At 67.5% G+C, this 12674-nt stretch carries 12 protein-coding genes and 1 tRNA gene; 8 read left to right on the plus strand and 5 right to left on the minus strand.

From position 1 onward, the window contains the following. The first annotated feature begins 81 nt into the window (after nt 1–81). Both AB0P11_RS09760 and AB0P11_RS09765 read left to right on the plus strand, forming a co-directional pair. Entirely contained in the window at nt 82–1125 is a 1044-nt protein-coding gene (locus AB0P11_RS09760; RefSeq protein WP_363521555.1) for a methionine ABC transporter ATP-binding protein, read from the plus strand. After that, a complete protein-coding gene (locus AB0P11_RS09765; RefSeq protein ID WP_053097064.1) occupies nt 1125–1784 on the plus strand; it encodes a methionine ABC transporter permease in 660 nt (219 codons plus the stop codon). The genes AB0P11_RS09760 and AB0P11_RS09765 overlap by 1 nt, the downstream gene beginning before the upstream one ends. Here the strand turns inward: AB0P11_RS09765 and AB0P11_RS09770 are convergent. Continuing rightward, the gene (locus AB0P11_RS09770) at nt 1771–2694 is read right to left on the minus strand and encodes a pseudouridine synthase (protein ID WP_363521783.1); all 924 of its coding nucleotides are present in this window, start codon (nt 2692–2694) and stop codon (nt 1771–1773) included. The two genes, AB0P11_RS09765 and AB0P11_RS09770, sit on opposite strands and share 14 nt — an antisense overlap. Before the next feature lie 17 nt (nt 2695–2711). After that, entirely contained in the window at nt 2712–3206 is a 495-nt protein-coding gene (locus AB0P11_RS09775) for a MarR family transcriptional regulator (RefSeq protein WP_363521559.1), read from the minus strand. 71 nt (nt 3207–3277) lie between these two features. Between AB0P11_RS09775 and AB0P11_RS09780 the strand changes: the two genes are divergently transcribed. The 6 genes from AB0P11_RS09780 to AB0P11_RS09805 all read left to right on the plus strand — a co-directional run bounded on the left by AB0P11_RS09780 (nt 3278) and on the right by AB0P11_RS09805 (nt 8855). Continuing rightward, nucleotides 3278–3349: transfer RNA gene (locus tag AB0P11_RS09780), tRNA-Gln, on the plus strand. 1 nt (nt 3350) lies between these two features. After that, nucleotides 3351–4781, plus strand: a complete 1431-nt coding sequence (gene glmU, locus AB0P11_RS09785; RefSeq protein WP_072591547.1) for a bifunctional UDP-N-acetylglucosamine diphosphorylase/glucosamine-1-phosphate N-acetyltransferase GlmU — start codon at nt 3351–3353, stop codon at nt 4779–4781. Nucleotides 4782–4789: 8 nt separating this feature from the next. Further along, the gene (locus AB0P11_RS09790; protein WP_053097056.1) at nt 4790–5824 is read left to right on the plus strand and encodes a ribose-phosphate diphosphokinase; all 1035 of its coding nucleotides are present in this window, start codon (nt 4790–4792) and stop codon (nt 5822–5824) included. 85 nt (nt 5825–5909) lie between these two features. After that, nucleotides 5910–6380, plus strand: coding sequence for an FMN-binding protein (locus AB0P11_RS09795; protein ID WP_363521564.1), 471 nt, complete (start codon nt 5910–5912; stop codon nt 6378–6380). Nucleotides 6381–6395: 15 nt separating this feature from the next. After that, nucleotides 6396–7253 carry an FAD:protein FMN transferase gene (locus AB0P11_RS09800; protein ID WP_056280036.1) on the plus strand — a complete coding sequence of 286 codons (858 nt, stop codon included), beginning with the start codon at nt 6396–6398 and terminating at the stop codon, nt 7251–7253. 27 nt (nt 7254–7280) lie between these two features. Next, a complete protein-coding gene (locus AB0P11_RS09805; RefSeq protein ID WP_363521567.1) occupies nt 7281–8855 on the plus strand; it encodes a flavodoxin reductase in 1575 nt (524 codons plus the stop codon). 247 nt (nt 8856–9102) lie between these two features. Here AB0P11_RS09805 and AB0P11_RS09810 read toward each other — a convergent pair whose 3' ends face one another. The 3 genes from AB0P11_RS09810 to AB0P11_RS09820 all read right to left on the minus strand — a co-directional run bounded on the left by AB0P11_RS09810 (nt 9103) and on the right by AB0P11_RS09820 (nt 12622). Next, nucleotides 9103–9936, minus strand: a complete 834-nt coding sequence (locus AB0P11_RS09810; protein ID WP_363521570.1) for a type IV toxin-antitoxin system AbiEi family antitoxin domain-containing protein — start codon at nt 9934–9936, stop codon at nt 9103–9105. 461 nt (nt 9937–10397) lie between these two features. Beyond that, on the minus strand, nt 10398–11846 hold the full coding sequence (locus AB0P11_RS09815; protein WP_230100332.1) for an ATP-binding protein: 1449 nt from the start codon (nt 11844–11846) through the stop codon (nt 10398–10400). A gap of 47 nt (nt 11847–11893) precedes the next feature. After that, complete coding sequence (locus AB0P11_RS09820; protein WP_056280043.1) at nt 11894–12622, minus strand: response regulator transcription factor; 729 nt, start codon at nt 12620–12622, stop codon at nt 11894–11896. Nucleotides 12623–12674: the final 52 nt, after the last annotated feature.

Raw genomic sequence — 12674 nt, forward strand, 5'->3', positions numbered from 1 at the left:
CCGTCCGATGAGGGAGAATCGGGTGGCGCTTCGTGCGTCACCCGATTCTTCGTTCCCGAAGCAGACAGACCGGAGCACCGCATGCCGATCGTCACCCTGACGAATGTCTCGAAGACCTACCCCTCCCGCACGCGCGACGAGTCCGAGGTCGTGGCCGTGGACGACGTGACCCTGTCGATCGAGAAGGGCGACGTCTTCGGGATCATCGGATACTCGGGCGCAGGCAAGTCCACGCTCGTACGACTGATCAACGCGCTCGAGCCGGCGACGAGCGGGACCATCACCGTCGACGACGTCGACATCACAGCTCTCAAGGAGAGCGAGCTGCGCAAGGTCCGCGGCGGCATCGGGATGATCTTCCAGCAGTTCAACCTGTTCTCCTCGCGCAGCGTCAAGGCGAACATCGCCTACCCGCTCAAGCTGGCCGGATGGTCGAAGCCGGACATCGAGAAGCGGGTCGCCGAGCTGCTGAGCTTCGTGGGCCTGGCCGACAAGGCGAAGGCGTACCCCGAACAGCTCTCCGGTGGCCAGAAGCAGCGCGTCGGCATCGCCCGCGCCCTCGCCACCGGCCCGGCCATCCTCCTCGCCGACGAGGCCACCAGCGCACTCGACCCGCAGACCACGCATGAGGTGCTCGACCTGCTCAAGCGGGTCAACCAGGAGCAGGGCGTCACGATCGTCGTCATCACCCACGAGATGGACGTCATCCAGACGATCGCCACCAAGGTCGCGGTCATGGAGAACGGACGGGTGATCGAGCAGGGCGATGTCTTCGACGTGTTCTCCGCCCCGCAGAATCCGGCCTCGCAGCGCTTCGTCGGAACGGTCGTGAAGGGCGTCCCGTCGCCGTCTGAGCTCGGCGTGCTGCGGGAGCGCCACCGGGGCCGCCTCGTCACGTTCTCGTTCCGCGACGGCGACTCGTCGCAGGCTCAGGTCTTCCTCGACCTCGCCGGCGCCGGACTCGACTTCGAGCTCGTGTACGGCGGGATCAACGACATCCGGGGGCGCGCCTTCGGCCACCTCACACTCGCGATCCGGGGTGAGAGCGCCGTGATCGACCGCACGCTCGAGCAGATCGGCCAGCGCGTCGAAGTCACCGAGATCGCAGAAGAGGAGGCACGCTGATGGATCGTCTGAACGAACTGTGGCCCGACCTCTGGAAGGCCGCCCTCGAGACCCTGTACATGACGTCGTTCGCACTCGTGCTGGGCGGCATCCTCGGTCTCGCGATCGGCGTCATCCTGTATGTCACTCGTCCGGGCGGGCTCGCCGAGAACCGGGCCGTGTCGGTCATCGCGAACCTCGGGGTGAACTTCTTCCGCCCGATCCCGTTCGTGCTCTTCGTCGCCGTGGCGCAGCCGTTCGCCCGCGCGGTGGTCGGCACCGGCATCGGCACCACGGCCGGCGCGTTCATGATCGGTCTGGCCGCGGCGTTCGCCATCGGCCGCATCGTCGAGCAGCACCTCGTGTCGGTGTCGCCCGGCGTGATCGAAGCCGCGCGCGCCATGGGCGCAGGTCCCGCGCGCATCCTGTTCACGGTCGCGATCCCCGAGTCGCTCGGACCGCTGATCCTCGGCTACACGTTCATCGTGGTGGCACTGATCGACATGACCGCGATGGCAGGCCTCATCGGCGGCGGCGGCCTCGGCGCGTTCGCCCAGATCTACGGCTTCCGGCAGTTCGAGCCGGTCGTCATGTGGACGGCGATCGTCCTCATCGTCGTCTTCGTCCACCTCGTGCAGATGCTCGGCACGTGGCTCGCGCGCAGGATCATGCGGCGCTGACGGGAGCCTCCTGCAGCGTGCGCGTCGTGGTGAAGACCCGCGGCGCGCCGCTCAGCGGATCGACGAAGTGCAGCTCGCGCGCGAGCAGCTGCATCGGCTTCTCGAAGTCGTCGGGCTTCTCGCCACGCAACTCGGGGTAGAACGGATCGTTCAGGATGCCGAGCCCCAGCGCGGCGAGATGCACGCGGAGCTGATGCATCTTGCCGCTGTGCGGGTGCAGGAGCGTGTGCACGACGCGCTCGTCGGCATCGATCACATCGATCTGCGTCTCGGCGTTCGGCTCCCGCTCGTCGTCGACCTGGACCTTCAGCTCATTGCGGAGCTTCACGATGTGGTTGCGGTAGACGAGCGGGAATCGTGAGGCATCCCAGTCGGCCGGACGAGCCGACACGGCCTCGTACACCTTCTGCACCTGCCGCGTCTCGAAGAGCAGCTGATACGGCCCTCTCGTGGCCGGTCGCGCCGAGAACATCAGCACTCCTGCCGTGGCCCTGTCCAAGCGGTGGATGGGGGCGAGCTCGTCGTTGTCGAGCAGGTTGCGCAGTCGGATCAGCGCCGAGTTCTGCAGGAACTTCCCGCCGGGGATGGTGGGCAGGAAATGCGGCTTGTCGATGACCACCAGATCGTCGTCCTGATGGAGGACCTCGATCTCCACGGGGAGACGGGTCTCGACGGGCGGGTCGCGGTAGTACCAGATGAACTCCTCGACCCCCAAGGGCGTGTCCCGTGCGAGAGGGGTGCCGTCGCGGGCGACGATCTCACCGCGATCGAAGCGGCTGAGCAGCCCCTCGGGATCGAGGTGGAAGAAGCGCTCGATCATGTACGCGCCGACGGTCGGCCATTCGCCGCTCATCGGCACGTGCAGACGCGTCGCGCCGACGCCGTCGCGCACCGGAAGAGGGGAGAGCATGCCCATCCGTCAGCCCCTCACGCGTCGAAGCTCAGGCTCAGCTTGCGCAGCAGTGCAGCGAGCCGATCGCGGTCACCGCGGGACAGCGCCTGCAGCAGGTCGTCCTCGACGTCGACGAGGCGCGTGATCGCGGCATCCACCCGGATGCGTCCGTCGTCCGTGAGCGTCACGAGCACGCTGCGGCCGTCGGCCGGGTCGCTCTCCCGTCGCACGAAACGTCGGCCGACCAGGCGGTCGATGCGATTGGTCATGGTGCCGCTCGACACCAGCGTCTGCTGCAGCAGCTGCTTGGGGGAGAGCTGGAAGGGCGCGCCCGCGCGGCGCAGAGCCGACAGCACGTCCCATTCCCAGGCCTCCAGGTCGCTGCGTCGGAACACATCTCTGCGAGCCCGGTCGAGCAGCCTGGTCAGGCGATCCATCCGCGACAGCACCTCGAGAGGCGAGAAGTCGAGGTCGGGGCGCTGGGTGTTCCAGGCGCCGACGATCCGATCAACCTCATCCGCCTCAGTCATCCGTCCATTATCGCCGGTAGCACGCAGGTGGACGTGGCAGACTTGATCCGCGGCGCCCTCGGGGGCCGCGGTCCGCCGTGGTGTAATGGCAGCACGACAGCCTTTGGAGCTGTTAGGTCTAGGTTCGAGTCCTGGCGGCGGAGCATGACTGGGAACAATCTCGCGATCATCGTCCTCGCCGCAGGCCAGGGCACCCGCATGCGCTCGCGTCTTCCGAAGGTGCTGCATCCGATCGGCGGGCGTCCGCTCGTCGGCCACGTGCTGACCACCGCGACGCGACTCGGCGCCGATCACATCGAGGTCGTCGTGCGGCATGAACGCGACCAGGTTGTCGCCGCACTCGAGAAGGACTACCCGACCGCGGTCTTCATCGATCAGGACGACGTCCCCGGCACCGGACGCGCAGTGCAGGTGGCTGTCGACGCGCTCCCTGCCGACTTCGACGGCGACGTGCTCGTGCTCTCGGGCGACTGCCCTCTCGCGGATGCGGACACGCTGGGCTCGTTCCTCGACGCGCACCGCGCCGCGCAGGCGGAGGCGACCCTCATGACCGCCGTGGTCGAGGACCCGACCGGCTACGGCCGCGTCATCCGCGACGCCGACGGCGGCGTCGATCGCGTCGTCGAGCAGAAGGATGCGACGACCGAAGAGGCTGCCGTCAGCGAGATCAACGCAGGCATGTACGTGTTCCGCGTCTCGACGCTCCGCAAGTACCTGCCGTCGGTGGGCGTCGACAACGCGCAGGGTGAGATGTATCTGACCGACGTGCCGGGGCTCCTCCGCCGCGATGGCAGCCGTGTGGCGGCATCCGTCGTCTCCGACGTCACCGTCACCTACGGCGTCAACGACCGCGCTCAGCTCGCGGAGGTCGGTCGTCTGCTCAACCGCCGCATCGTGCGGCGCTGGCAGCTCGAGGGCGTCACCGTGATCGATCCTGCGACGACGTGGATCGACGACGACGCGACCCTCGCGCCCGACGTCACGATCCTCCCGAACACGCACATCCTGCGGGCGACGACGATCGCCGAGGGCGCCATCATCGGACCGGACACCACCCTCGTCGACTGCGAGGTGGGAGAGGACGCGATCGTCCGCCGCACCGATGCGACGCTCGCGGTGATCGGTGCCGAGGCCACGGTCGGGCCGTTCTCGTTCCTGCGGCCGGGCACCGTCCTGGGGGCCAGAGGCAAGATCGGCGCCTACGTCGAGACCAAGAACGCCGAGATCGGCGAAGGCAGCAAGGTGCCGCACCTGTCATACGTCGGAGACGCGACCATCGGCCGAGGCGTCAACCTCGGTGCGAGCACGATCACCGCGAACTACGACGACGTGAACAAGCACCGCACGGTGGTCGAGGACGAGGTGCACACCGGCTCGCACACGACCCTCGTCGCGCCCGTTAGGCTGGGAGCCGGCGCCAAGACAGGTGCTGGCGCTGTCGTCCGCAAGGACGTCCCCGCCGGCTCCCTTGCCATGAGCGTCGCCCCTCAGCGCAACATCGAGGGTTGGGTCGAGAAGAACAGGGCAGGCACGGGCGCGGCAGACGCCGCAGCCCGAACCCGAGTGGCGGAGTAGGCAGAACGATGGCGCGCAAGAAGAAGACGGTCGATCTGGACAGGGACAACGGCATCGCTCCGGGTCTCGTTGCCAAGACCAAGAAGCGACTCGTGGTCGCAGGTGGTCGATCGCACCCCGAGCTCACCGCGGCAGTGGCCGCGTCGCTCGGAACAGAGGTCGTGCCGACCGAGCACCGCACCTTCGCATCCGGTGAGATCTACGCCCGGTTCGAGGTGTCGATCCGAGGCTGCGACCTCTTCCTGATCCAGACCTTCGGTGAGCCGGTCAACGAGTGGCTCATGGAGACCCTCATCATGATCGACGCCGCGAAGCGCGCGTCCGCCAAGCGCATCACCGTCGTCGCCCCGTACTATCCGTATTCGCGTCAGGACAAGAAGGGCCGCGGCCGTGAGCCGATCAGCGCCCGCCTCGTCGCCGACCTGCTGAAGACCGCCGGCGCAGACCGCGTGATGAGCGTCGACCTGCACGCCGCACAGATCCAGGGCTTCTTCGACGGTCCCGTCGACCACCTGTTCGCCAAGCCCGTGCTGCTCGAGTACTTCCAGCGCACGCTGAGCCCCGCCGACCGAGAGATCCTCACGGTCGTCTCGCCCGACATGGGTCGTGTCCGCGTGGCCGACACATGGTCCGACAGCCTCGGCGCCCCGCTGGCGATCATCCACAAGCGACGCGACCCGAAGGTCGCGAACCAAGTCTCGGTGCACGAGATCGTCGGAGCGGTCGAGGGTCGCACCTGCCTGCTCGTCGACGACATGATCGACACCGGTGGAACCATCGTGAAGGCCGCGCAGGCGCTCAAGGCCAACGGCGCGCATCGCGTGATCGTCGCTGCGACGCACGCGATCTTCAGCGATCCGGCCTCGGAGCGTCTGCAGGACGCCTCGATCGACGAGGTCGTGATCACCGACACGATCCCGCTCACCGAGTCGCGTCGCTGGGACAAGCTGACGGTCCTCCCGATCGCCCCGATGCTCGCGCGTGCGATCCACGAGGTCTTCGAAGACGGATCCGTCACGAGCATGTTCGGCGGAGACGCGTAAGCGACTCATATATCGGGCACAGCCTGCACATAGACGGGCTCCCTACGGTCGAATCAACACATCGATCAAGGCCGGGAGGACCATCATGATCCGCACGACTGTACCGACTTCTGTTCGCAAGAGCGCCGCCCTGGTCGGCGTCGCCGGGCTCCTCGTGCTCACCGGTTGCTCCGGCACCGCGGACGCCGAAGACCAGTCCACCGACTCCGGAACCGACACGAGCACCGAGTCGACGGATTCGGGCGCATCGACGAGCGGCGACTACACCGACGGCACGTACACGGCCGACGGTTCGTACCAGACCCCCGAGACGGTCGAGAAGATCAGCGTGACCCTCACCGTCGCCGACGGCCTGGTCACCGAGGTCGAGGTGACCGGTGACCCGCAGGCACGCGAGAGCGAGCAGTACCAGGGGCAGTTCATCGACGGGATCTCGGATGAGGTCGTGGGCAAGTCGCTCGACGAGATCGAGGTCAGTCGAGTGGCCGGATCGTCGCTCACCAGCGGCGGGTTCAACGAGGCCGTCGAGTCGATCAAGGAGCAGGCGGCCGCCTGAGGCGCCTGACCACGTATGGCGATCTGGCGTTTCGACGCGATCGGCACGGCCTGGGAGATCGAGACGTCGCACGAGCTCGACGAGCGTGACCGTGAGCGAGTCGGGGCCGAGATCGAGCGGTTCGACCGAGAGTGGTCGCGGTTCCGTGACGACTCCTCGGTCACGCGGGTCGGCCGTGACGGCGGCTCGATCTCCTCGCCTGATACGGGAACGATGCTCGATGCCTTCCGCGAGCTGTCCCGCGCGACCCACGGGGCGGTCAACCCGCTCGTCGCCGACAGCCTGTCGGCCCTGGGCTACGACTCGTCGTACTCGCTCGTCGCGCACGATCCCGTCGCTGCGCCCGGCGACTGGACGTCCCTGCTGGACTGGACGCCGGGGGAGGCCACGGCATCCGTTCCCGCCCTCCTCGATGTCGGGGCCCTCGGCAAGGGACGCCTCGTCGACCTCGTCGCCGCGGTGCTCTCCGACGTTCCCGGGAGTGTCGTGGTCGATGCCGGCGGTGACATGAGAGTTCGCGGCGATGCCGTTCGGGTGGGCCTCGAGCATCCATACGATCCGACGAAGGCGATCGGAGTGATCGAACTGCAGGATGCCGCGCTGTGCGCCTCGGCGGTCAATCGCCGTGCGTGGGGCGACGGACTGCATCACGTCCTCGACGCTCGCACCGGCGTGCCCGTGCGGACATGGGCGGCCACGTGGGCGATCGCCCCCGACGCGATGCGAGCGGACGCGGTCGCGACTGCCCTGTTCTTCGAGGGCGGGCCAGAGATCGCCGCATCGTGGGGCGTGGAGTGGGTGCGGATGACGACCGACGGGCGGGCGGAACGCTCGAACGGCTGCCCCGCTCAGCTGTTCACCACCCGCCGTTGAATCAACGAAGTAGGGAAGAGTAGACCTGTGATCACCTCCATCACCGCACTGCGGCAGCGGGTCCTTGCGTTGCTCGGCGGCATCTCGATGTATCGCCTGGTGCTGTTCGCGCTGCTGACGCTGGCGCTCATCGCTGTGGTGCTCTCAGCTCTCGGCGTGATCGTCTCACCCACGCCGGTCGAGATCCTCGCATCCTTCGTCGTCCTGGCCATGGTCATCTCGCTGGTGGACGCAGCGGCCCAGCGAATCCTGCGCCTTCCATGGCGTATCGAGTCGTCGCTGGTCACCGCGCTGATCCTGCTCTTCGTGCTCCGCCCCGGCATCGAGCCAAATGCCCTGCTCGGCCTCGCCATCGCCGGAGCCGTCGCGAGCCTCTCCAAGTACCTGATCGCGTGGCGGGGTCGGCACATCCTCAACCCGGCGGCGTTCGGCGCTGCCGTCGTGTCGATCCTCGGGTCGTTCGGAGCGTTCGAATGGCTCGGGACCTCGTCGTCCTGGTGGGTGGGCACCCCGTCACTCTTCATCCCCGTCCTGATCCTCGGGCTCGCCGTGCTGTGGCGCACCGAGAAGGTGCGGATCGTCGTCGTGTTCCTCGTCGTCGCCATGGCCGTCTCGGTCCTTCGTCAGGCCGTGCAGGCGCAGGAGTTCGCGATCGACTTCGACGCCGGCTCCGCCCTCTCGTTCGCGATCCTGCAGTCTCCGTTCCTGTTCCTCGGTGCGTTCATGCTGTCGGAGCCGTTGACTCTGCCGCCGCGCCGGTGGCAGCAGTTCTCGGTGGCAGTTCTCGTCGGCGTGCTCGCCGGCTGGCCGATCGCGATCGGCGGCCTCTTCACGCTCGGGCAGGAGCGTGCTCTGCTCATCGGAAACCTCCTGGCCTTCGCCTTCGCGCTGCGCGGATCCGTGCGTCTCGTGCTCGAGAAGCGGCAGTTCATCACGCCGACGGCTCAGGAGCTGACGTTCCATGCGAAGGGCACGCTGAAGTTCCTGCCGGGGCAGTACCTCGAGCTGGACGTGCCGCACGCCCGCCCGGATGCGCGCGGAACCCGTCGCGAGTTCAGCATCGTCTCGGCGCCTGCCGACCTCCCGACGCTGCGCATCGCCTACAAGGACGGCGATCAGAAGCATCCCTCGAGCTACAAGCGCGCGCTGGCGGCCGCCGAGCCGGGTGCTGCGCTCGCGGTGACCGGCACATGGGGCGACTTCCTGCTTCCACGCGCCGAGACCCCGGTGCTGATGGTGGCCGCGGGCATCGGCGTCACGCCGTTCGTGTCGCAGCTGCGACAGCTGATGCTGACCGAGCAGCAGCGTGACGTGGTTCTCGTCTACGTGGCATCCGACAGCTCGGAGCTCGCGTTCCGCGACGAGCTGGCCGCGACCGGTGCGCGCGTGATCGTGTTCACCCGGGACGAGCCTGTCGACCTGCCCTCGCGCTGGACCTGGGCCCAGGGTGTGCGCCTCGACGCGGCGGCTCTCGAGCACTACGTCCCGGACATCGGCGAGCGGCATTCCTACATCTCGGGCCCGCCGCGGCTGATCGCCGACCTCGCTCCCGCCCTGCAGAAGGCGCGGTCGCTCACGACAGACGCCTTCGCCGGGTACTGAGTCCGGTCTGTTCGGTGTCGCCCGGCGCCACGTGCAGGACGCCAGCACGTTCTGCGGGCCGGTTCTCCTGATTCCGTCCTGCATTCGTGCCTCGGTCCTGCAAGTGGTACAGGCTGTGCGTCGCCGAAGCGCGCCGTAGATCGCGGGGGTGGGTCGTCCTGTGCCGCCTGCAGGACCCAGGCACGTTCTGCGGGGTGGTTTTCCTGATTCCATCCTGCATTCGTGCCTTGGTCCTGCAACCGGTAGGTCAGATGCGCGCGCGAAGGCGATCGACGGCCGCAAGGATGGCGGCTTCCACGACCGGCCAGTCGTGGACGATCATCGCGTAGTCGAAGCGCAACGTCTCATATCCCTGCCTGGATGCCTCCGCATCGCGCAGCAGATCTCGATGGCGGTGCGATGCGCTGTCGTGATTCTCCGCCCCGTCGGCTTCGAGGATGAGCAGCTCATGGAGCACGAAGTCCACGCGTCCGACCGAAGGTATGTCGACCTGACATTCGAGACGGATCCCGAGCAGGTGAAGCCGAAGACGTAGCAGGGACTCGAGGCCGCTGTCGGCATCCGTCCGAGCCAGATCGACCAGCCACCGAGCCTTCGCCGGCAGGCGGGATCGGACGCGGGCGCGGCCTGCCGCTCCGATCTTGCGCAGCTGCAGGGCCGACTCGATCGAGACGAAGAACGACTCATCGCCCTTGCAGAGATAGACGTGCACAAGGGCGTCCTCGAGGGGAGCGAGGCCGAGAACCGTCCGTCCGTCGAAGTAATGGCCGGTGCAGGTGCATGCGATGTGGTGGTTTCGGCCGTGAGTGCCGAGCCAGACATGCGGATTCGTATCGTCCTCGAGCGTCCAGATGCCGTGCAGCCGCAGTGCACGAGAACAGGTCAGTGCGCCTCCGTGCGCGGCAGCGGTGAGAACGTCGGCGGGAGCGGATGGCGTCGCGAACACGCCGTTGCGGACGCGAGTGATCGTGCCGTCGCGAACGGCTGATGAGAGCATCCGTCTGCTCAGCCCGAACTGGCGAAGAGTCGTACCCCTGGCCAGACCACCCAGGTGAGAGAGGACGTGTGCGGCGGTCGGCATCTGATCGATCCTGCCCGTTCTGAGGCGGGGGACGGATCGGAATCGAGGGTCGTGGAAGGTATCGGCTGATAACCCGACCTGTGCAGAAGAGAAATCGTGGGTCCGTGCGGTCGTCTGCTTCACCGTCTGGAGGATGAGAGCACGGTTGCAGGATCGAAGTCGTCGGTTCGTCCTGCGAACGTGCCGCGGCCCCGCAACCGGCCCTGGGGGAGGGCCGGCGCAGAGGGGAGCGTGTTCCGTCTGCAGGATGAGAGCACGGTTGCAGGATCAAAGTCGTCGGTTCGTCCTGCAAGCGTGCCGTCCCCCCGCAACCGGCCCGGGGGGAGGGCCGGCACAGAGAGGGGCGTGTTCCGTCTGCAGGATGAGAGCACGGTTGCAGGACCGAAGTCGTCGGTTCGCCTTGCAGAAGTGCCTCGGTCCCGCAGACGGCTCTGCGGGACCGAGGGGAGACGAAGGCGCGGTCAGTCCGAGGCGGCCGCCGGGTTGATCGGGAGCCGCACGCTGAAGGTCGTGTCTCCGGGCTCGCTGTCGACCGTGAGGTGACCGCCGTGTCCTTCGACGATCGCCTTCGCGATGGCCAGTCCGAGCCCCGTGCCGCCGGTCTGGCGGGCGCGGGAGCTGTCACCGCGGGCGAAGCGTGCGAAGAGCTCGTCCCGCACCCCGGGGTCGATGCCCGGGCCGTTGTCGTGCACGCGCAGCACGGCCTCGTCGCCTTCGCGGGCCACGCTGAGGGTGATCGACGTACCGGCAGGCGTGTGCGTCCGCGCATTCGCGAGCAGGTTCGCGACGACCTGGTGCATGCGGCCCGCATCGCCGACGATGACGATGGGCTCGTCCGGCGCCTCGATGTTCCAGTGGTGGTCGGCTGCGGTCGGGCGCGCATCGGAGAGCCCCTCCAGCGCGAGCTGTGTCAGATCGACGGTGCCGTAGACGAGTTCTCGCCCCTCGTCGAGACGGGCGAGCAGCAGCAGATCCTCCACCAGACGCGTCATGCGCAGGGACTGGGCCTGGATGCGCTCGAGCGACGTCGTGGTGCTCTCGACGGCCGCCTCTCCGCCCTGCTGCTTCAGCGCACGCAGAGAGAGCTCGGAGTAGCCGCGGATCGACGACAGAGGTGTGCGCAGCTCGTGGCTCGCGTCGGCGACGAACCGACGCATCCGCTCTTCATTCTTCTGACGGGAGGCGAGAGAGGCGTTGACATGGTCGAGCAGCTTGTTGAGGGAGGAGCCGACGAGACCCGTCTCGGTCCGCGGATCGGCCTCCGCGGCAGGCACCCGCTCTGTGATCTGCACCTCTCCGCGGTCGAGGGGCTGGTTCGCCACCCGCGTCGCCGTCGCGGCGACCGCACGCAGCGGTCTCAGCCCGACGCGGATCGTGATCGCCGTCGTGAGCGCGAGGAGGATCAGACCGCCGATCGTTGCGAGGGCGATCACGGTGAGCAGTGTGGCCAGCTGATTCTGGATCTCGGTCCGGGGGAGACCGGTGACCACATTCACACCGTTGGGCGCCTGCTTCGCGAAGACCATGTACGAACCGAAGTCGTCCAGGGCGACGGTGGCGCTGGGCTGGCCGGCAAGTGCCGCGTCGATCCGTTCGAGGTCCGCGCTGGTCAACTTCTGCGGGACGCCGCCCCACTCGTCCTTGGTGTCGGGGAAGAGCACGCCGCTGGTGCCACCCTCCGTGCTGGACACCGCCAGCAGGAGTCCCGGAACCCGCGCATCGTTGATCTCGAGGATGTTGTCCATGTTCGCGAACTGGGCCGGTACCCGGCTGACCCACTGCGTCACCTGATTCGAGTAGCTGTGCAGGCGATCCTCGAGCTGCCGTTCGAGCGTGCTGCCGAGCAGCGCACTGGTGATCACGGCGACGATCACGAGGATGAGCGAGACGAAGCCGATCACGGCTGTCATCAGCCGTGTCTGCAGACTCATCGGCCGTCTGGCCATCCCCGTGCTGCTCACTGAGGCGCCTTGATCATGTAGCCGACACCGCGCACGGTGTGCAGCAGCGGGGTGCGTCCGGCGTCGATCTTCTTGCGGAGGTACGAGATGTACAGCTCGACGACCGAGGACTTGCCGCCGAAGTCGTAGCTCCACACGCGATCGAGGATCTGCGCCTTCGACAGCACTCTGCGCTCGTTGCGCATGAGGTAGCGGAGCAGCTCGAACTCGGTCGCGGTCAGCTCGATCTCGGTGCCATCGCGCATGACCTCGTGGCTGTCCTCATTGAGGGTGAGGTCGGCGACGCGGAGGATCGACTGACCGTCGTCGGCGGTCGCGTGTCCCGTGCGACGGATGATCGCGCGCAGACGTGCGATGACCTCTTCGAGACTGAACGGCTTGGTGACATAGTCGTCGCCGCCGGCGGTGAGGCCGGCGACGCGGTCGCCCACGGCATCCTTCGCGGTCAGGAACAGCACGGGCACGAGGCTGCCCGACTCGCGGAGGCGCCGCAGCACGGCCATGCCGTCGAGGTCGGGCATCATGATGTCGAGTACGAGAGCGTCGGGTTCGAACTCGCGCGCGACCTGCAGAGCTTCGAGGCCGGACGACGCCGTGCGCACCTCCCAGCCCTCCATCCGCAGAGCCATCGCGAGCAGGTCGGTGAGCATCTGCTCGTCGTCGACGGCGAGGATGCGCAGGGGGGAGCCGTCGGGGCGGCGCAGTTCGGGAAGATCAGTGCTCATGAGTACATTCTGCGGAATCACCTATGGGGTTTCTATGGAGTGCGCTATGCGT

The organism is Microbacterium sp. NPDC079176 (assembly GCF_040686675.1).
Lineage (GTDB): Bacteria > Actinomycetota > Actinomycetes > Actinomycetales > Microbacteriaceae > Microbacterium.

Excerpts from the sequence above, each read along its gene's own strand:
- AB0P11_RS09820 (WP_056280043.1), bottom strand. The coding sequence starts at position 12,622 with ATGAGCACTGATCTTCCCGAACTGCGCCGCCCCGACGGCTCCCCCCTG.
- AB0P11_RS09790 (WP_053097056.1), top strand. The coding sequence starts at position 4,790 with ATGGCGCGCAAGAAGAAGACGGTCGATCTGGACAGGGACAACGGCATC.
- AB0P11_RS09810 (WP_363521570.1), bottom strand. The coding sequence starts at position 9,936 with ATGCCGACCGCCGCACACGTCCTCTCTCACCTGGGTGGTCTGGCCAGG.
- AB0P11_RS09815 (WP_230100332.1), bottom strand. The coding sequence starts at position 11,846 with ATGACAGCCGTGATCGGCTTCGTCTCGCTCATCCTCGTGATCGTCGCC.
- AB0P11_RS09770 (WP_363521783.1), bottom strand. The coding sequence starts at position 2,694 with ATGCTCTCCCCTCTTCCGGTGCGCGACGGCGTCGGCGCGACGCGTCTG.
- AB0P11_RS09760 (WP_363521555.1), top strand. The coding sequence starts at position 82 with ATGCCGATCGTCACCCTGACGAATGTCTCGAAGACCTACCCCTCCCGC.
- AB0P11_RS09795 (WP_363521564.1), top strand. The coding sequence starts at position 5,910 with ATGATCCGCACGACTGTACCGACTTCTGTTCGCAAGAGCGCCGCCCTG.
- glmU (WP_072591547.1), top strand. The coding sequence starts at position 3,351 with ATGACTGGGAACAATCTCGCGATCATCGTCCTCGCCGCAGGCCAGGGC.
- AB0P11_RS09775 (WP_363521559.1), bottom strand. The coding sequence starts at position 3,206 with ATGACTGAGGCGGATGAGGTTGATCGGATCGTCGGCGCCTGGAACACC.
- AB0P11_RS09765 (WP_053097064.1), top strand. The coding sequence starts at position 1,125 with ATGGATCGTCTGAACGAACTGTGGCCCGACCTCTGGAAGGCCGCCCTC.
- AB0P11_RS09800 (WP_056280036.1), top strand. The coding sequence starts at position 6,396 with ATGGCGATCTGGCGTTTCGACGCGATCGGCACGGCCTGGGAGATCGAG.